This is a genomic window from Winogradskyella psychrotolerans RS-3, assembly GCF_000427335.1.
Taxonomy (GTDB): domain Bacteria; phylum Bacteroidota; class Bacteroidia; order Flavobacteriales; family Flavobacteriaceae; genus Winogradskyella; species Winogradskyella psychrotolerans.
The window spans coordinates 22,176-40,111 of sequence record NZ_ATMR01000126.1 but is presented as its reverse complement, the minus strand read 5'-3'; the positions used below and the strand labels follow the sequence as shown (position 1 = coordinate 40,111).

Below are 17,936 nucleotides of genomic sequence, written 5' to 3'. Positions count from 1 at the left end.
AAACTTAGTCTTCCAGAATTTCTAATCAACCATTAATCTTAATCCATTAAGATTTAAGAAAACGTGTTTTTGAGATCGTTTTCATTTAACTAGCCCTATCTAATGCAATCTTTTTAAACTTCCCTTTTATCTTTCATTTTAAAAGTGTCTTTAGTAAGACAATTTAAACCTATTAATATAGCGCAACAAGCCTTCTAACAGTACAATTAACATTTACTTAATAATTCCTTGTCAATCTCTTGATATCAATCACTGGGGGTATTTTATAATTTTCTACTCATAGTAGTAAAAGGAGTACTCCATGATTAATATGACCAAAAATGAGAGAAAATGCGTTCGGTATTTAACACATGAATTATCTACAGCCGCTAGAGCTGTATTTGAAATAGAACTGACTTTAGATAATGAATTAAAAACAACGTATGACACCTATAAATTAATTTGGGATAACTATCCTGATAGTTTAAAGGAGTTTGATGAGCAAAAAGAAATACAATTAAAATCTAAGACTGTCCATAGAAATATAAACCGAAAAAGAGAAGTAATCAATCGCGTAACATTTAGTCTGGCCGCAATTACTTTAATATTTATAGCCTATGGTTATTTTTCACCTTCAAATGAGTTAAGCTATACAAATCAGATTACTACAAACAAAGGTCAGCGGCAAACATTATACCTTCCTGATAGTAGTTTAGTTATTTTAAATGCCTTAAGCGAAATTCAATATAACTCAGACTTTAAAAATCAACGCAATGTTTATGTAAAAGGAGAGGCCTATTTTGATGTTACTCATAATGAAAATATTCCCTTTATAGTCCATACCGAAGACTTAAACATTACCGTTTTAGGAACCGCTTTTAATGTTAATACAGTTTTAGATAATAAGTCTGTTTCGTTAGAACGCGGTAAAGTAAATGTGTTAATTAAGAAGTCCCAGAACAGCCTCAATTTATTACCAAAGGAAGAGCTTATTTATAACATCAAAACTTCGGATGTTACTAAAAGAAACTTCAATATCACCAAGGCTTTAGCCTGGAAAGATAACATGTTAATTCTCGATAATTTAATATTCAAACACGCCTTATATAAAATAAATAATTTTTACGGAGTACGCTTCAAGATTACTGATGAAGACATCAATCAAAAAAAGATAACAGGTGCTTTTAAAGAACAAGACCTTGATGAATTTATTAACTCTATAGAATTCATTGCTGATGTTAAAATAAAGAAGGTGAATACTAACGAATATCTAATAGCTCAAAACCATGAAGATTAAAAGCATTCGTCATTCAGTCATTACAAACGACGACCTTTTTCTATTTGAACAAATGCAAGAAGGTGATACCAAAGCCCTCGATCTATTCTTTAAAAAATACTATCAAAAGCTTTGCAGATTTGGTGTTTTATTCGAAGCCAATAGTCATATTATAGAAGAAAATGTAGATGATGTTTTCATCACATTATGGTCTAATAGAGACCAACTTCATAAAATTAAAAATCCAAAATCATATATCTATGCCATATTAAAAAACGATCTCCTAAGAGTTAAGAAGAATTACGAAGTCAGACCACTACAAAATGAAGACCACCTAATTGATAGCAGTCTTTATCCAAGTATCGAAGAAGAAATTATAGCTAACGAACAAAAAGAAATCAATAAAAATGTCATTAAAAATGTTTTAGAATCCATACCAAAACGCACACGTCAAATTTTTGAAATGAGTAGAATTGACGGATTTAAATACAAAGAAATTTCAGAACTACTAGACATAACCCCTAAAACCGTAGAGAATCATATTGGGTTAGCCCTTAAGCATATTAGTGTAAATATAAATAAGTTTAAGTGAGACGTCTTGTAAATACAACTACTCGTTAACCCATGCTTTTAATCCCGAAAAATTTTCACAATAACAACTAATCCTAAAAAAAACAACTTTATGAAATATCAAAAATTCATATTAAGTACTGTCATAATCCTGGCAAGTTTATTTAATGTTTACGGCAGTATACATTCGGTAAATCATAGCACAACTAGTTATAGTAAAACCATTAATTTACAGCTAAAAAAAGCATCTTTAATTCAGGTGTTTAATTTAATTGAAAAACAAACCGATTTAAAATTTATTTATATTTCTAACGAGATTTACCAAAACACTAAAATTGATTTAAGTATAAATAATCAACCTTTAGAGGCTGTTTTGAAGACCTTAAAACAAAAGTCACCAATCGATTTTAAAATCACCAATAATGGTATACTCGTTAAACCTATACCCCAAACTGTTTCTAAAATTAATCAAGAGAATATCACTATTAAGGGTATTGTGTATGACGAGACTACTACCCCTGTACTTGGAGCTAATATTTACGCTACAGCCTATAATATTGGTGCTGTAACCGACTATGATGGCCAGTTTACAATTACTGTTCCGGCCGATACTAAGACGTTAAAAATTACTTATATCGGATACGAAGATGTAGATTATCCTTTAGAAGGGCAATTAGAAATTACAATTAATTTAACGCCTCATTTTGCTGCTCTTAACGAAGTGGTCATTACAGGACAAGGGGCAAGTGTACAACGAAAAAGATTGTCTAGTAATGTAGAAGTTCTTAAATCCGAAGATTTAGCTGGATTACCGTCACAACGTATAGACCAGTTGATTGCAACGAAATTGCCTAATACACAGATTAATTTTACAGGAGGTCAGTCAGGTGCAACAACTTTAATCAGATCTCGAGGTATTAATTCGGCTTTCCTAAGTTCAACACCAGTTTTTTATATAGATGGTGTGCGTATGGATAACTTAAATACCACGAGCGCTTTAGGTGGAGGTAGTGCACAAGGTGCAGCGATGAGTTCTATTGCCGATATTCCAATGGATAATATAGAGCGTATCGAATACATTAATGGTGGAGCCGCAACAACTTTATACGGTTCAGATGCAGCGAACGGGGTGATTCAAATTTTCACCAAAAAAGGAAGCTCGAGAGGTACGCAAATTACGGCTTCAACTCAAATGGGAATTATAGCACCAACTACAGATTTTCTGTATTTTGATCGCTCTAAAGACTTATTATTTGAAACAGGAACTTACCAAAAATATAACTTAAGTATCAGTGGTGGTAACTCTGAAGGTTTTGGCTACAGTTTTTCTGGAAATTTTTTAGAGAATACAGGAGCTCAAATAGCGGATAATAATGCCAATAAAAAAATAGATTTTAGCACGGGTTTTAAAGCTAAATTAGGAGAAAAAGTAACGTATAATAGTTCTTTTATTTACGTGAATAATGTCTACAACAGAAACCGAAATGGTAACCAAGGGGGTTATACAGGTTTATGGTTTGCAGAAAGTGGTGCTTCCGCCTTAAAAGGGTTTAACAATAGACTAGACGACCTTAGTGCAGCCGAGTTTAGTGAAATTAATGATTTTGTGAAAACAGCAGAAGAACTACAAGACAACGAAATCTCAATTAATAGATTTACAACGTCTCAAAGTTTTGCTTACAAACCGGTGAATAATTTTGAAGCTAAATTTGTTGGAGGTATTGATTATAGAGTTCAGAATGACAAGGCGATCCAAACCAACGAATACCTAACGCATACAACGCAAACTAACGTTACAGACGAAGGAAGTATAAATAACTTAGAACGTAAATACTTTGGTATTACTCTAGAGTTAAGTGCGCAACATAAATTTGAAACAGGTCAATTTTCATTTATCTCTACCGTGGGAGGTCAGTTGTTTAGAAACTCAGATCATCAAATACAATTCACAGGTACTAATATTAGAGACGGAGCCGAAACAATAAGCGATGCCGCTATAAAAACAAGTGAAGAATATTTGGCAGAAGTGCTCAACTATGGTTTCTATTTTCAAGAAAATATTGGCTTTAAAGATAAGTTGTTCTTTGACCTCGGTATTAGAGGAGATCGTAACCCCTCTTTTGGAGATAATATTGGGACGCAGTACTATCCTAAAGCAGGTGTTTCATATCTATTAAGCTCAGAACCTTGGTTAGAAAATTCAACTGCTATAAATTCTTTAAGATTACGAGGAAACTACGGTGTAGCGGGTAATTTACCTCCTGCTTTTGTAAACGAAAGAACCATAGATTTTGATGGCTTTTTAGGAGAACAAGCTGCCTTTTTTGGACAATCTGGTAATCCGGATTTAAAGCCTGAAAAAACGAAAACTTTTGAAGTAGGTGTCGATGCCGCATTGTTTAATAATAGGGTAAATCTTTCTGTGGGTTACTATAATGCAAATACAAAAGATGCTTTATTCTATGTGCCGCCAACACCATCTAGTGGATATGCCAATAGTCAATTATACAATATTGGTGAAATAGAGAATAAGGGTTGGGAAATAAATGCCAGCTTTATTCCGATACAAACCGAAAATGTAACCTTATCACTTAATGTATCTATAAACACTTTAGACAACTTAGTGGTAGACTCAGGTGGTGTCGCTCCATTTAATATTAATGGATTTAGTGCCAGAACCATTCAAACTGTAGTAGAAGAAGGGTATCCTATTGGATATATTAGAGGAAACTATGGAACCTTTGATGAGAATGGTGTTTTAGAGTCCACAACAGCCCAATCGTATTTAGGAACTACGATTCCAGATTTGTTTGGTAACTTAGGAATGAACTTCTCCTATAAAAACTTCAGTCTCTTTGCAAACGGTAACTACCAAAAAGGAGCCTACGCGAATAGTTTTGACCAACAGTTTAGATTCCTTTACGGCGCTTCAGATGATATAGTTCCTGCTGCAGAAGTTGAAGCTAATGGGACATCAAATTGGTTAAACTTCACGAATTTATTTACAGAAAAAACAGATTTTATAAAAATAAGAACTATAGGTATCAGCTATAATTTAGTACCTAAAAATAACAGTACTATTAAATCAGTATTAATTGGGTTTAATGTTAATAACCCGCTTAGTTTTACAGCATCTTCATTCGATCCGGAAGCAACTATTAGTGGTTCGGCAACTGGCCAAGGTGGTGCTTCTACGGGTGGTATATCTTATGCTACGTACTCTGCGCCTAGAGAATTTTTAACCTCATTAAAAATAAACTTCTAATAACAAAAAACATGAAAACAATTTATATATACATAACCGTTTTGTTTCTGACACTCACCGCTTGTGTCGATAACCCAAATGTTACTGAAGAGGATTTCTTGGACAACAACAATTCTGCTACGAGTTGGATTACAGGTGTTAAAAGGCAACTTGCCATAACCATGAACGCTATCGTCATCAACTCTGAAATGGTTTCAGATAATTATTTCAACAATTATACGCTTTATAATAAAGTATACGATATTCCGCAAATTGATTACACCGACATCGATGGGAACAGTATGCAAGTAGAAATTGGAGCTTTAAGAGAGATGGCAGAGTATGCTTTAGAAACAGTACTTCCAAACGATCCAGACGCTACAACTCAAGAATGGTCTTACGCTCATTTTGCAAAAGCTTATGCCTTAATTTTATCTGGTGAAAATTTCACAGGTCTACCAATGAACAGTAATGGTGAAGCTTATACGGCAACCGAGTTATTAGAAGCTAGCTTAGACCATTTAGATCTTGCTATTGACAATGAAAGTGATTCTGAAACCATTTTAGCTTACCAATTATTAAAGTCTAGAGTGTACCGTGGTTTAGGAGATGTAGATAATGCGAAATCCTCTGCTTTAGCAGCGATTAGTAATAATAGCTTATTATTTACTGTAGAATTTGATGGAACCAATGGTGTTCCTAATGAAATTCAAAATGCCACTTTTACGGCTAGCGAAAATAGATTTGCGCCACTGCCAAGGTTAGATTTTTTAGATCCTAAATTCTTTGATTTAGGAACGGCTTCAGAGGATCAAAAACCATTGTCTTTAGCTAAAGTAGAAGAAGCCTATTTAATTTTAGCGGAAGTGTATACGGCTGAAAATAATTTAGAATTGGCTAAATCTACATTAACTAATTTAATAGATAATGTGGTAAGCGCGAGACCTGTGATGTATTTAGATGATAGCGAGGAATTAAGAAATGGAACCAACAGACAAGATTATCCAACAACAGCTGTTGATGTCAGTTTTGAAAGTGGCCAAGAATCTAAATCAGGGTATATCTTAGATAGACAAGCTGGTTTAATACCTGTATATTCCGTTTCTGGCACAAGTATCACAAATCAAGATATTGATGCTACAACAAATGCAGATGATGTATTATACCTTATTTACTTAATGCGTCAAGAAATTTTTATTAGTGAAGGTAGACGTTCTAACGATTTAGGAATTAAGTTTCCTGTTTCTCAAACCGAGCAATTAAACAATTCTAATATTTCAGATGAATTTACACAGCCTACTATACCTAGTTTCATTCCTTTAAATTTAGGTTTAGACGATTTTACTGTAGATGCGGCTATAGGAAATGTGACTATCTTATATGATATGAACCGTGTATTGGTAGCGAATAAAACTTCGAATCATGTATTACCTTTTAATTAATTCTAAAAATGAAAAAGCAACTTAGATATATTTATTGTGTAATGTTAACGTGTTTTGGATTAAACCTAATCGCTGCACAAGAGGCAAAGCACTTGGTTATAATTAGTATCGATGGTTTTAGGCCAGACTTCTATTTGGAAGACCAATGGCCAACTCCTAACATTAAGGATTTAGCTACTAATGGCATTGCTTCTCAAGGTGTAAACGGTATTTTTCCAACGGTGACTTATCCATCGCATACCACTTTAATTACAGGTGTAGGTCCAGACGAGCATGGCATTTATTATAACACTAAAGTTTCGGAAGAAGGCACACCAGGAAACTGGTACTATGATTTTAAGTCTGTAAAAGCTAAAACCTTATGGGAAGCTGCGAAAAACGCAGGATTAAAAACAGCCTCAGTGTCATGGCCCATAACGGTAAATGCACCATTCATAGATTATAACATACCAGAAATATGGTCGTTTGATAACCCGAGAGATCGCCGTGGTGCTACTCAAAAATATGCAACACCTGAAGGTTTGTTTGAGGATGCCATAGCGAATGCTACAGGGAATTTAGAGATAGACGATTATAACTTAAGTTCGTTGAGTATGGATCAAAATTTAGCCAGAATAGCAGGCTATATAATTAGAACCTATACTCCAAATTTATTAACGATTCACTTACCAAATACCGACGGTGCACAACACAGAAATGGACGTGATGGTATTGAAGTTAAAAAAGCAATTGCAGGTGCAGACCAAGCTGTGAGTACTATAATTGATGCCTTAAAAAAAGCGAATATTTTAGAACAAACCAATATTATCATAACTGGTGATCATGGCTTTTATACTGTACATTCTAGTATGGCTCCGAACCTATGGTTAAAAGAGTTAGGCCTGTTGGATAAAGACACATTCTTTTTAAGTACAGGTGGTTCAGCATTCTTGCATTTGAAGGATAAAAACGATAAAAAAACATTAGATAAAATTGTAAATAAACTCGAAAGTTTACCTTTAAGTATCAAAAAAGCCTTTAGAATTATTTCTAGAGATGAAATGACTTCTAGAGGAGCCAATCCAGATGCCGTATTAGCTTTAACTGCAAACGATGGCTTTAGTTTTAATAATGATAGAGGTGGAGAGTTAATTAAAAGTGCGCATGGTGGCAAGCATGGTCAATTTCCAGACACTAAAAATATTCAAACGGGTTTTGTAGCTTTTGGACCTGATTTTAAAAAAGGAATAGTTTTTCCTGAAATCCAAATGGAAGATATTCCAGCATTATCAGCGTATTTGCTTGGGGCTGAGTTAGAATCCTCCAAGGGGATTGTTTATAAGAGTATGCTAAATAGTGATAGTGCTGATTAATAATACTAATTATTAAATCTTTTATAGTAAAAAAGCAAGAGTTCGGTTTCTCTTGCTTTTTTTATATCTGTATAATTGTGGTATCTAACAAATAAAAAATCCTATCAAGCGATAGGATTTTTTTATGTGATTTCGAAAAGAGTAAATTTTACGATTGATACTTTTTCTTCAACTGCGTTAACATTTCAGAAGTCATTTTTTTAAGATCAAAATCGTGCGACCAGTTCCAGTCTTTACGAGCTACGCTATCATCAATAGATGACGGCCAGCTGTCTGCAATGGCTTGTCTGAAGTCTGGTTTATAGGTCATTTTAAACTCAGGCATTTCGGCTTTAATACTATCTGCAATTTCTTCTGGAGTAAAACTAATTGCCGATAAATTATAAGACGACCTTATGGTTAAGTCCTCAGCAGGAGCTGCCATAATTTGAGTCGTCGCGTTAATAGCATCGTCCATAAACATCATAGGTAAATTGGTGTCTTCCGATAAAAAGCTTTCGTATTTACCTTCTTTTATAGCTTCGTGATAAATTTCTACAGCATAATCTGTAGTACCTCCGCCTGGCATGGCTTTATGGCTAATAATACCAGGATAACGAATGCTTCTTACATCTACACCATACTTATCATGGTAATATTGGCACCAACGTTCTCCAACTTGTTTGGTAATACCGTAAACGGTTGTCGGTTCGCAGATGGTATGTTGTGGAGTGTTTTCTCTAGGAGTGGTTGGTCCAAACACAGCAATACTACTTGGCCAGAATACTTTTTTAATTTGTCCAGATTTGGCTAGATTAAGTACATGAAATAACGAATTCATGTTTAAATCCCATGCTTCCATTGGATATTTTTCCCCTGTAGCACTCAGTAAAGCTGCCATAAGGTAAATGGTATCTATATTGTGGTTAATGCAGCAATCTTTAATGGCATTAAAGTTTTTGGCATCTAAAATTACAAAGGGTCCAGAGTTTACTAATTCTAACTTACGTGTGTTAATATCGCTAGCAATAACGTTATCTACACCATGTAGTTCTCGTAACTTGGTGGTTAGTTCGGTTCCTATTTGCCCACAGGCACCAATGATTAATATTTTTGAAGACATGTGCTCTTTTTAAATTATCGCCAAAAGTAATAAGAATTAGTGCGTTCTAATATTAAAGTTTTCAGAAAAAACCTGTTTTTATTATGAATTACGCAACTTTGCTCTAAATGCATATACTAAAGCCTAAAAAAGGATAGTTTAGTATATTTACATTCAAATTAGTAAATACTTATGAAGATTAAATTTGTCCTTTTATTTTTATGTGGTGTTTTGGTTATCAGTTGTGGTGAGGATACCAATAGCACCCAAGAATTAGAAACAACTGAAGATACAGAACAGAACAGAAAAATTACAGCTAAAACTATTGAAAGTTTAAATTATAAGGATTACGCGTTGAGTAGCGAAAGTGAAAGTGCTGTTGTAACTTGGGAAAGGTATCACGAATTAGCAACACAGATTGGTTATTTAAAAAAGGCTGATTTTTCTTTTTTTAATGGTGATATAGAACTCTTAAAAAAGTTTATCGAAGAGTTTAAAACGCAGATGCCAGATCAATTTAGAGTTAATCCAATTGTATCTCGGAGTGCTATTGTGGAAACAGAACTTTTAAAGTTAAATGAAAATTTAACCTTAGACAACATTAAAAGAAGCGATAAATTGTTAAGTATTAAAATGCTATTTGTGTCCTTTTCGAATCTTAACTATCAGATTAATGAAAAGCTAGAAAGCGATTTTTACGATAAAATTCAGCCAGAATAAGGTATGAAACTAAAATGCAGCTCAATGAGCTGCATTTTTTATAATATTTATATGGTGTCTTAACCTTTTTTCTGAGCTGCAGCTTGTTGTGCACGTTGCGCTTTTTGAGCCTCTAAAGCTTCTCTACTAATCTTAGCTAAATTAAAATTAGGATCAATTGTTAATGCTTCGTTCATTAATTTTAATGCTTCATCAATATTAGCAGTTTTGTTTTCTGTAAACTTTAAAAGTCCTTTTAAGTACGTTAAAGCTGCTTTCATAGACGTTTCATATGGTTGTTGCTTTTCGTAGAAAGCACGCTTCATATCGTCTGTAGTGTTAGCCATTGCGTAATCAATGTTTAATCGTGCTCCAGCTAAATCATTAGTTTGAATTTTCATGTCAGCCATTTCGTAAGCTAAATAAGCATTTGGCGCGCGTTGGTAAAGCACTTCAAAATGTTCTAAAGCCATTTCTGTTTGATTAAGATTTTTTAATGCTAAAGCCTTTACTTCAACATTCATATCAGAATCGGTTGCGTTTTTTTCCACTCCAATAGTGTTTAAAGCCTGCATATGTTGTCCTTCAGAAAGGTAGATGTATGCTAAAGTATCTTTACGTGCCACAGATGGTTCTATAACATTGAGATGCGTCATGGCATTAATAACACCTTGCTTATCACCTTGCTTTTTCATTTGGGTATAATACGCTTCAAAATGTTTTTTTAACTCTGTATTAGTTTGTGCAAACATACTTACTGAGAATAACATAAGAATTGCAATTGTAATCGTCTTCATTTGTTCTTTAGTTTATTGTTCTTGAATTATTTCAACTTTAAAGTGCTAAATCTATAAAAATTAAACAGAAATGGTCTTAAAAATCTATTAATTTCTATGGTGCTACTTTAAAGGTATATTTCAAAAGTTGTACCACTAATTTAGATTCTATAATTTTTCCTTTACTTTTTTCTGAAACATTGAAACTTGGTAGTGTTAAATTCTTGCGTTCGCACTGATTTATATAATAGTCTTTTTTGCTTGGATGTGCAGGATACGCAGCGTTTAATACCACATTCCAAAGCCCATTTTTTATAATAGACATTATAATGCCGATGGCATCTGTTTTATGAATTAAATTAATGGGAGCTTCAGGATCTGAAATATTAGTTTTTCCGGATAAAAATTTAGCCGGATGACGCCCGTCACCTATCAAACCACCAAATCGTAAAATTGTAGTATTAAAATTTGAATTAGCTTGAAGCATATGTTCAATCTCAATAAGTTGTTTGCTACTATTTGATGTGGTATTTGGAGCTGTTTCTGCAGTAATTAAAGGGAAGCCTTCTTCGTTTTTAAATACAGAAGTAGAACTTATATATAATACATTTTTTATAGCATGTGCTTCAATTTGATGCATTAAAAGGCGTAGTTCTGCGACATGATTTTTAGTAGGATCTTTTCTCAGTCCGGGTGGAATATTAATTATTAGAGTATCACTTCCAGTTAAAAATTCAGAATAAGAACCCGAAATCGCCGTTTCATTTAATGTAATTAAAAACGGATTTATATGATGATTTTCTAATACTTCCAACTTATCCTTAGTAGTTGTAGTACCATTAACGGTGCAGTTCGCTTTAACTAATTCTTTAGCTAAGGATAGACCTAGCCAACCGCAACCCATGATGTTTATTTGTGTTTTCAAGATAAATATTTATAAAAGTTAAAAATACGGAATATATAGCCTTTTATATTTTGATTTTTTTAAATGGGTAATTTTCAGTAATTTTAAGATTAACTCTAACCTTAAAAATCAAAACGTTATGGCTATAAAAAGTTTTCAGGGAGCTCGTAAGCAGCAAAATGCTAATGAGCCTACACCATTAAAAGTGAAGGATTATATGAGTACAAAACTCATAACGTTTAGACCAGAGCAAACCGTACAAGAGGTTGTTGAGGCTTTAATTAGAAATAAGATTTCTGGAGGGCCTGTGGTTAATGATAAACAGGAATTAATTGGCATTATTTCTGAAGGAGATTGTTTAAAACAACTTAGTGAAAGCAGGTATTATAATATGCCATTACAGCATGATAATGTTGAGTTACGTATGGTAAAAGATGTTGAAACAATTGATGGTAATATGGATGTGTTTGATGCAGCTAACAAGTTTTTACAGTCTAAAAGGCGACGTTTTCCTATTGTTGAAAACGGAAAACTCATTGGGCAAATTAGCCAAAAAGATATTTTAATTGCCGCTTTAGAGCTTAAAGGAGAGAATTGGAATAGTACAACGAAGAGAGGTTCTTAAGTCGTACACCAAATTAATCGTCGCGTTTTACCAAAGCATAATACTCTCCTTCGAGAGGTAAATACCCTTGGTCATACACAAAATAATAAATGGTACCGGCTTTGGTGGTATACGTGCTTGTAAAATAATTAAAATCGAAACCTTTCTCTACTAATTTTGCTCTAGAGCATTTCATTTTTTTGTTGGGATTGAGGGCTTCTAGAATTCTGTAATTTTTTCGCAATCGGTTATTGGTGTTTCTAATGAGATTTTTAGAATCTTTGTTTAACCTGTTATTTTGTGTATTTCTACAGCCATCACTACAGTATTTCTTATCTACTCGACCAACGATGACGTCACCACATTCTGGACACTTTTTTTCGCATAACTTCAAATTAAGTACCTACAATATACTAAATTATAACGTTATAAAGAACTGGTAATGATAATGGTATTAGTGTTGTTTACTTTTTTGTAAATATCTACTTTATAGACTTTTGTTTTAAGGTAGTCTACTAAGTTTTCAACTTTAACCATGTCAGATTCTTTTACTGAAGCATTAAAAAGCAGTGATCCTTTTGAAGATTTTGAATTGAGTACGTTATCCCAAAATTCAGTACTTAAAAATTTATCCGGAACGGAAAGATCTATATAAAGATCCACGATAATAAGATCAAATGGTGTTGTGTTTACCTTTACAAAGTGAAAAGCATCAGCACAATGAATTTTTAAATGTTGGTCTTCAATAATCCCAAATTCTGATTTGGCGATGTCTATAATAATAGGGTCTAATTCAACAGCTTCAATAGTATTATTATAGTTAAAATCTGTTCGAAGTGTTTTTATGACGCTTCCGCCTCCCATGCCTAAAATTAAGATTGAATTGACTTTGGAAAGTTTAATCTTATCTAATCCATATTTTAAAATTCGCTGTAAAGAGCCATAGCTGTAATTCGCATTTTCTGAATTGAGATGTTTTTTGCCGTTGTACCACGTAATTTCTAGTGTTCCGCTGTATTTAGAATCAATGGTTTTTGTAACAGGGTAAATGTAACTGAGCAGTTGCTTCATAGTTACTAAAGGTAGGTTTATTTGGTTATGTTAGGCTGCTGCTGCTCTTTATTTTTGTTGTATTTGGTGTAGTTTATCTTTTTCTTTTCTAGAATGGCATAAAACTTTCGTGGAGATATTTTTAAATCTTTAGTAACCTCACTTACTTTTTTCTTTCCTTTTTTATAGAGTTTTAAATTGTCGTTTACTTTTTTATTAAAGTAATAGTCTTTAAGTTTTTCAACAACTTGCAGCTCCGTTAAATTAGATGCACTAGCATAGTTTTCTATTTCTGTTTTTATGTTTGATAAATTATTTTTCATGAGTGCTATTTTAGAAATGCAAAATTTATTTAAAGTTTACGAAATTAAAGAATAAATACTAGTTCTGCCAATTCACAAGGAAGAGAAGGCAATAGAACAACTGTCTGCTTTGTTTAATTACACTCGTAAGCTCCAAATTTCGTGTATAGGATCTCCTTTGCTTGAAAACCCAGTGTGAATCCATTCTCCATCTAAGAGCTTAAAGTTAAACTCTAAAGACATGCCGACTCTAGAATCGTCTTTTGAAAAGAATTCTATGCTTTCTGTATACACGCCGTTGATGGTGGTGTAGGTTCCGCCTCCTGTTCCCATAAATTGTTTTGTTTCGGTGTTATAAGCAATCCATTGAAAACGTGTGCCAGACAATATTTTCATTGTTTTTCTTGGTCTACTCGTGTCGCGTGTTTCGGTTTTTCCATCTCTTACTCTACCAGACATTAACCAAGCTCCTTGCAGTTTTCCTGGTTCACCATTATCTATTCTATTAAATTTTGAGTCACTATCAGCGATTTCAATAGTAGTCTCAGTAATAGATACTTTAGAACTTACCTCTGTGCCAACACGTTCCGAATTAACGGTGTCGAATTCTATTTTTTTAGTTAACATATCTCCTTCTAGGCTCCACGATCCACCATTGGTGTGTATAAAATTTTCTGTTGTTGTATTGTAGATTGTTAAAACCTGATAGCCCTCCGTAAAAATAACCACGGTTTTTAATTGGTCTCCATTTTCTGCAGTTGCGTAGTTTTCCCAAGCGCCAACGATACTTTGAGCTTCAACTCCAAAGGCCATCAATGTACAAATGACTAATCCTATTATTTTTTTCATGATTTTAAAGTTTATGCCGTTTTAAGACTATTCTATTTAGACTTTTTAAGAGTCTCTTAGCTACGCGATAAGTGGGCTAGCAATTACACCTTAAATTTAATAAATAAAAGTTGAATAAAAAATCAACGACATACTAAGATACACGCGTTTTTGGTAAATTCAACGCTGAAATCAGAATCCTTTGCTGAAAAAATTTCGTTTAAGCTTGGATATAATTTTACACAGTGTTATATACTGAGCAAGTTCTGAATTGTACTCTTTTATGTTTTTACGGTTTTAATTTATAAATATCAAAAATATTTTCATTTAAATTAATTTCCTTTAGGAGTTGATATGAGATAATATTTTCAGGATCTATTTTTCTAAAGACTTCTTCTGTAACTATTTTGTCATCAATTATGTATATAGCTTGCGAATTGTCGCCTGCATGTAAATAGGTGAATTTTCTTATTATTACAATTCCATTATATGCAACCTCCCCTAGTAATTTACTTAAACTTTTAGATTCTTTTTCTACATAACTAATTGAATTAGAATTAATATTTTGATAAATGGGTAGAGATAAATCTAAATTAGAAACTGTGTTTAAAGGTTTACCATCTAATATTATCAAAGGATCTTCATTGACAAATCCTTTTGTAGATAAATTTTCAATATATGCTATGAGACTAGTGGAATTATCAATGCTTATCTTTTTAGATTTACAAGCAACTAGTAATACGATTATTAGGGTGTAAAGTATGTGTTTCATAGTAATCACAAATTCACTTTTGTTAGGGTTAAATCTGAAGGCGCATTGAAATCAGGCTCAAATATTCTGCTTTTTTTGTTTACGTAAGCTATTCTTTAGACCTATGGAACCAATAATAATCAAAACTATTAATGCACCACTGATTATATAATTGTTCACACCATATTTATCAAAGTCAGTTTTCCCTAAATAAGATGTTAATATAATTAGAGGAACTATAATTAATAATATAGCTGCGTTTTTTTGTGATTTTACTTTATTGACCTCGTTATTCATATGTAATTAATGCTAAAGTGTTTGTTTAATGTTCGCTGTGAAGTTAAGCAACTAACTTAGCAAATACAAATCGAATAGAAAATCCGTGATAATTTTTGTAAGTAGGCGAGAACTAGCAACTTCTTATATTTACGAAATTATTAAATAATAAGCGCCATTGTGTTATGGAAGCTACAGGTTAGTATCATTATTAATTAGCGTATCATTTGCTAAATATCAAAGGAAAGCGTGAAAAATTATCATTAATTGCTGTGTGTAATAAACTACTAGAACAAGCTTTGGCAACAGCTAAATCAAGATTAATATATGGTGTAAATTATAAAAGTATTTTAGTGAAAAATTAATGCGATTTTACTTTGTTTTGACGCGTTTTTATTTTAGATTTTCTTTTAATGTATCCGCTTTTCTTTCCATTGTTGTTATTCGACCATTTTTAATTTCGGTTCTTATTCCAATATTTTTTGTGAAAATTCCGAAATATTTGTATTCTTTTTCGCAAACTATAACCGTATCAAAGTCTTTATTTTTATCTGAAATTTGAACAACACTAATATTCAGCTTTTTTTGATTCAGTTCAGCCGCTTTCTTCTTTTCAGAGTTTGTGTAAGTCGATTTTAGATATTCACTAATTTTAGTCAAATATTCATTCAGGTTTTCAATTAGTTCATTATATGTTTTTGTTTGATTTTCTAAAATTCCTTTTGTTCCAACATTAAAATACAAGTCAAAAAATCTGCGATTTTCGTCATAAATAATCTCTGAAAAATAAGATGATTTAATCAGCTTAAAATTCCGCTTTATTTTTTCGGATGTCAGAATTTCCAATTTATGATTTTTGTTCAATTTATGATTGGTTTTAAATGTGTTACAATTCACGCATATAAGCACTATAAAAATACAATAAAACCCCGTTTCATCAACAATTATCCATTTACAAACGATAACAAATAATTACAAATGTATGTAAGTAGGTAACTACCGAATAATATTTGGAAGCTATCAGATCTTTGTAGTGTCGAAACATTAGAACTCGATAGTATTAACTGTTTAACCATTAAAATTAGAAATTATGAACACACTTAAAAACAAAGTACAGTTGATTGGTAACTTAGGACAAGACCCAGAAATCACCAATTTTGAATCCGGAAAAATCTTAGCAAAATTCTCTATCGCAACGAATGAAAGTTATAAAAATGCGCAAGGTGAAAAGGTTACGGATACACAATGGCATAATGTTGTAGCTTGGGGAAAAACAGCTCAGATTGTAGAAAAATTTATTACAAAAGGTAAAGAAGTGGCTATAGAAGGGAAGCTAACCTCTCGATCTTGGGAAGATAAAGATGGTATGAAACGTTATATTACAGAAGTCGTTTGTAGTGAACTCTTAATGCTAGGTAAATAATGTGATGTGCTTATTAGATAAAAGAAAAAAGAGCAACCTAACGGGTTGCTCTTTTTAAGTTAAAATACAGATTACTTTAATGAAATCTATTCAACGGTCAGTGTATATTGAGGTGTGTGATTTAAAGGACAGAAATACACATACTCTCCCTTAGCCAAGGTCGTTACATTACTAAATTCCTTAGTGTTATTTTCAACAACCTTGGTGACATAAGCCGTTTTAATATGATTTTCTGGTTTAGAAGCGTCTTTTCCTTTAGGTACCAATACAAAACCAACTTGTTTACCAACATTGTTATTGGCAATTTCAAAAATATAATCACCTTCTGTTAAGGTTAATGCTTTTTGAGTAAATACTCCTTTAGTTTGTTCTAAAGTCACTGTTGTCGCTTTAGTTGTCATGCTGTCTTGTGCATTTCCTGTTAATGTAAAGGTTAATGCGATCGCGATAATTGCTACAATTTTTTTCATCTTTTTTAAATTTTATGGGATATTATTATTAATTAAATAGTTTCTAATTCTAAAGGTGGTGCTACAGGGAAATCTACTGGTACTTGCGTTGTGCTGTGTATGTAGTTAGAGATGGTTTTATCACCAACTAAAGAAATGGTGTCTATTAAATTTCCTTTCGTATAACCAGCGTTAAAGTAGTTTTCTAATACGTCTTGGTCTGTTTTACCTCTGTTCACTGTGATGTTTTTAGCTAGTTTAGCTAAAGCATCAAATTTTTCGTTTACACTAGAAAATCCAGCTCTTAACTCTAAAATTTGTGCATCTGTAAAGCCGTTCATCTTTCCTATGGCAGTATGTGCAGAAAGACAATAAATACAATCGTTTACCTGACTAACAGCAAGGTTTACAACTTCTTTTTCTTTAGCAGATAATGAGGTTTTGGCATTGGCAAACGTTAAATAGTTTTCTAAAGCAGTGTCACTATTTGCATAGGTTGCATATAAGTTAGGTACAAAACCTAATGCCTTATTTAGGTTATCGAATATCGCTTGGTTATTAGCGCTAACGTCTTCTCTTTTTAAAATATTAAATGTGCTCATGTTTATAATTTTTTTATTCTGATTTGATACAGAATTATTATTAGTAATTGTTTTGATTTTTTGTTGGTACAAAGTTGCGCTATATCACAGTGTTAAAGAATGCTTGTTATTCCCTGTGACATGTCATTTTTTCCCTTGTGTGTGTTTTTAGCTTACAAATGGTTTTTCGGCATCACAATAGAAATCGTGAATATGTTTTTGCTCACAATGCGTTTCTGTATTAATAGTGTTAACTATCTTTTTACGACTGTTTGTGAATATCTCTATGAGATTAAATATGGATTTGTTTTTTAGTGTCATCTTGTTATTGTTTTAATATTACAATGCA

General features: G+C 32.6%; 20 protein-coding genes. 8 read left to right on the top strand and 12 right to left on the bottom strand.

Features of this window, described 5'->3' with window-relative positions:
• The first annotated feature begins 301 nt into the window (after positions 1-301).
• From ADIWIN_RS12915 to ADIWIN_RS12895, 5 genes are all read left to right on the top strand, one after another.
• The gene (locus tag ADIWIN_RS12915) at positions 302-1,276 is read left to right on the top strand and encodes a FecR family protein (protein WP_020895074.1); all 975 of its coding nucleotides are present in this window, start codon (positions 302-304) and stop codon (positions 1,274-1,276) included.
• A complete protein-coding gene (locus tag ADIWIN_RS12910; RefSeq protein ID WP_051155464.1) occupies positions 1,266-1,847 on the top strand; it encodes an RNA polymerase sigma factor in 582 nt (193 codons plus the stop codon). The genes ADIWIN_RS12915 and ADIWIN_RS12910 overlap by 11 nt, the downstream gene beginning before the upstream one ends.
• A gap of 90 nt (positions 1,848-1,937) precedes the next feature.
• The gene (locus ADIWIN_RS12905; protein WP_020895072.1) at positions 1,938-5,090 is read left to right on the top strand and encodes a TonB-dependent receptor domain-containing protein; all 3,153 of its coding nucleotides are present in this window, start codon (positions 1,938-1,940) and stop codon (positions 5,088-5,090) included.
• A gap of 11 nt (positions 5,091-5,101) precedes the next feature.
• Positions 5,102-6,511 carry a hypothetical protein gene (locus tag ADIWIN_RS12900; RefSeq protein WP_020895071.1) on the top strand — a complete coding sequence of 470 codons (1,410 nt, stop codon included), beginning with the start codon at positions 5,102-5,104 and terminating at the stop codon, positions 6,509-6,511.
• 8 nt (positions 6,512-6,519) lie between these two features.
• Positions 6,520-7,863, top strand: coding sequence for an alkaline phosphatase family protein (locus ADIWIN_RS12895; protein ID WP_040757312.1), 1,344 nt, complete (start codon positions 6,520-6,522; stop codon positions 7,861-7,863).
• A gap of 148 nt (positions 7,864-8,011) precedes the next feature.
• Here ADIWIN_RS12895 and ADIWIN_RS12890 read toward each other — a convergent pair whose 3' ends face one another.
• Complete coding sequence (locus tag ADIWIN_RS12890) at positions 8,012-8,965, bottom strand: NAD-dependent epimerase/dehydratase family protein (protein WP_020895069.1); 954 nt, start codon at positions 8,963-8,965, stop codon at positions 8,012-8,014.
• A gap of 171 nt (positions 8,966-9,136) precedes the next feature.
• On the opposite strand from ADIWIN_RS12890, the gene ADIWIN_RS12885 reads away from it, so the two are divergent.
• A complete protein-coding gene (locus ADIWIN_RS12885) occupies positions 9,137-9,664 on the top strand; it encodes a hypothetical protein (RefSeq protein WP_020895068.1) in 528 nt (175 codons plus the stop codon).
• A 59-nt stretch (positions 9,665-9,723) separates the two neighbouring features.
• On the opposite strand, the gene ADIWIN_RS12880 is transcribed toward ADIWIN_RS12885, so the two are convergent.
• Together ADIWIN_RS12880 and ADIWIN_RS12875 are read right to left on the bottom strand one after the other, a co-directional pair.
• On the bottom strand, positions 9,724-10,440 hold the full coding sequence (locus ADIWIN_RS12880; RefSeq protein ID WP_020895067.1) for a tetratricopeptide repeat protein: 717 nt from the start codon (positions 10,438-10,440) through the stop codon (positions 9,724-9,726).
• A gap of 94 nt (positions 10,441-10,534) precedes the next feature.
• Positions 10,535-11,344, bottom strand: coding sequence for a Rossmann-fold NAD(P)-binding domain-containing protein (locus tag ADIWIN_RS12875; RefSeq protein WP_152487261.1), 810 nt, complete (start codon positions 11,342-11,344; stop codon positions 10,535-10,537).
• Between the two features lie 118 nt (positions 11,345-11,462).
• Between ADIWIN_RS12875 and ADIWIN_RS12870 the strand changes: the two genes are divergently transcribed.
• A complete protein-coding gene (locus tag ADIWIN_RS12870) occupies positions 11,463-11,948 on the top strand; it encodes a CBS domain-containing protein (protein ID WP_020895065.1) in 486 nt (161 codons plus the stop codon).
• A 13-nt stretch (positions 11,949-11,961) separates the two neighbouring features.
• Here ADIWIN_RS12870 and ADIWIN_RS12865 read toward each other — a convergent pair whose 3' ends face one another.
• The 6 genes from ADIWIN_RS12865 to ADIWIN_RS12835 form a co-directional block, all read right to left on the bottom strand.
• The gene (locus ADIWIN_RS12865; protein WP_040757309.1) at positions 11,962-12,321 is read right to left on the bottom strand and encodes a hypothetical protein; all 360 of its coding nucleotides are present in this window, start codon (positions 12,319-12,321) and stop codon (positions 11,962-11,964) included.
• Between the two features lie 32 nt (positions 12,322-12,353).
• Positions 12,354-12,998, bottom strand: coding sequence for a spermidine synthase (locus ADIWIN_RS12860; protein ID WP_020895063.1), 645 nt, complete (start codon positions 12,996-12,998; stop codon positions 12,354-12,356).
• A 17-nt stretch (positions 12,999-13,015) separates the two neighbouring features.
• Positions 13,016-13,300 carry a hypothetical protein gene (locus ADIWIN_RS12855; protein ID WP_020895062.1) on the bottom strand — a complete coding sequence of 95 codons (285 nt, stop codon included), beginning with the start codon at positions 13,298-13,300 and terminating at the stop codon, positions 13,016-13,018.
• A gap of 117 nt (positions 13,301-13,417) precedes the next feature.
• On the bottom strand, positions 13,418-14,128 hold the full coding sequence (locus ADIWIN_RS12850; RefSeq protein WP_040757307.1) for a DUF4488 domain-containing protein: 711 nt from the start codon (positions 14,126-14,128) through the stop codon (positions 13,418-13,420).
• Positions 14,129-14,396: 268 nt separating this feature from the next.
• A complete protein-coding gene (locus ADIWIN_RS12845; RefSeq protein WP_020895060.1) occupies positions 14,397-14,879 on the bottom strand; it encodes a hypothetical protein in 483 nt (160 codons plus the stop codon).
• 648 nt (positions 14,880-15,527) lie between these two features.
• Positions 15,528-15,998, bottom strand: a complete 471-nt coding sequence (locus ADIWIN_RS12835; RefSeq protein WP_020895057.1) for a hypothetical protein — start codon at positions 15,996-15,998, stop codon at positions 15,528-15,530.
• A gap of 226 nt (positions 15,999-16,224) precedes the next feature.
• On the opposite strand from ADIWIN_RS12835, the gene ADIWIN_RS12830 reads away from it, so the two are divergent.
• Entirely contained in the window at positions 16,225-16,557 is a 333-nt protein-coding gene (locus ADIWIN_RS12830; RefSeq protein ID WP_020895056.1) for a single-stranded DNA-binding protein, read from the top strand.
• Positions 16,558-16,643: 86 nt separating this feature from the next.
• Here the strand turns inward: ADIWIN_RS12830 and ADIWIN_RS12825 are convergent, their stop codons facing one another.
• The 3 genes from ADIWIN_RS12825 to ADIWIN_RS20555 all read right to left on the bottom strand — a co-directional run bounded on the left by ADIWIN_RS12825 (position 16,644) and on the right by ADIWIN_RS20555 (position 17,908).
• Positions 16,644-17,027, bottom strand: coding sequence for a cupredoxin domain-containing protein (locus tag ADIWIN_RS12825; protein ID WP_020895055.1), 384 nt, complete (start codon positions 17,025-17,027; stop codon positions 16,644-16,646).
• Positions 17,028-17,059: 32 nt separating this feature from the next.
• Positions 17,060-17,608, bottom strand: coding sequence for a carboxymuconolactone decarboxylase family protein (locus ADIWIN_RS12820; protein WP_040757331.1), 549 nt, complete (start codon positions 17,606-17,608; stop codon positions 17,060-17,062).
• 147 nt (positions 17,609-17,755) lie between these two features.
• Positions 17,756-17,908 carry a hypothetical protein gene (locus ADIWIN_RS20555; RefSeq protein WP_020895053.1) on the bottom strand — a complete coding sequence of 51 codons (153 nt, stop codon included), beginning with the start codon at positions 17,906-17,908 and terminating at the stop codon, positions 17,756-17,758.
• Between the last annotated feature and the right edge of the window lie 28 nt (positions 17,909-17,936).

Excerpts from the sequence above, each read along its gene's own strand:
- ADIWIN_RS12915 (WP_020895074.1), top strand. The coding sequence starts at position 302 with ATGATTAATATGACCAAAAATGAGAGAAAATGCGTTCGGTATTTAACA.
- ADIWIN_RS12910 (WP_051155464.1), top strand. The coding sequence starts at position 1,266 with ATGAAGATTAAAAGCATTCGTCATTCAGTCATTACAAACGACGACCTT.
- ADIWIN_RS12905 (WP_020895072.1), top strand. The coding sequence starts at position 1,938 with ATGAAATATCAAAAATTCATATTAAGTACTGTCATAATCCTGGCAAGT.
- ADIWIN_RS12900 (WP_020895071.1), top strand. The coding sequence starts at position 5,102 with ATGAAAACAATTTATATATACATAACCGTTTTGTTTCTGACACTCACC.
- ADIWIN_RS12895 (WP_040757312.1), top strand. The coding sequence starts at position 6,520 with ATGAAAAAGCAACTTAGATATATTTATTGTGTAATGTTAACGTGTTTT.
- ADIWIN_RS12890 (WP_020895069.1), bottom strand. The coding sequence starts at position 8,965 with ATGTCTTCAAAAATATTAATCATTGGTGCCTGTGGGCAAATAGGAACC.
- ADIWIN_RS12885 (WP_020895068.1), top strand. The coding sequence starts at position 9,137 with ATGAAGATTAAATTTGTCCTTTTATTTTTATGTGGTGTTTTGGTTATC.
- ADIWIN_RS12880 (WP_020895067.1), bottom strand. The coding sequence starts at position 10,440 with ATGAAGACGATTACAATTGCAATTCTTATGTTATTCTCAGTAAGTATG.
- ADIWIN_RS12870 (WP_020895065.1), top strand. The coding sequence starts at position 11,463 with ATGGCTATAAAAAGTTTTCAGGGAGCTCGTAAGCAGCAAAATGCTAAT.
- ADIWIN_RS12860 (WP_020895063.1), bottom strand. The coding sequence starts at position 12,998 with ATGAAGCAACTGCTCAGTTACATTTACCCTGTTACAAAAACCATTGAT.
- ADIWIN_RS12855 (WP_020895062.1), bottom strand. The coding sequence starts at position 13,300 with ATGAAAAATAATTTATCAAACATAAAAACAGAAATAGAAAACTATGCT.
- ADIWIN_RS12850 (WP_040757307.1), bottom strand. The coding sequence starts at position 14,128 with ATGAAAAAAATAATAGGATTAGTCATTTGTACATTGATGGCCTTTGGA.
- ADIWIN_RS12845 (WP_020895060.1), bottom strand. The coding sequence starts at position 14,879 with ATGAAACACATACTTTACACCCTAATAATCGTATTACTAGTTGCTTGT.
- ADIWIN_RS12830 (WP_020895056.1), top strand. The coding sequence starts at position 16,225 with ATGAACACACTTAAAAACAAAGTACAGTTGATTGGTAACTTAGGACAA.
- ADIWIN_RS12825 (WP_020895055.1), bottom strand. The coding sequence starts at position 17,027 with ATGAAAAAAATTGTAGCAATTATCGCGATCGCATTAACCTTTACATTA.
- ADIWIN_RS12820 (WP_040757331.1), bottom strand. The coding sequence starts at position 17,608 with ATGAGCACATTTAATATTTTAAAAAGAGAAGACGTTAGCGCTAATAAC.
- ADIWIN_RS20555 (WP_020895053.1), bottom strand. The coding sequence starts at position 17,908 with ATGACACTAAAAAACAAATCCATATTTAATCTCATAGAGATATTCACA.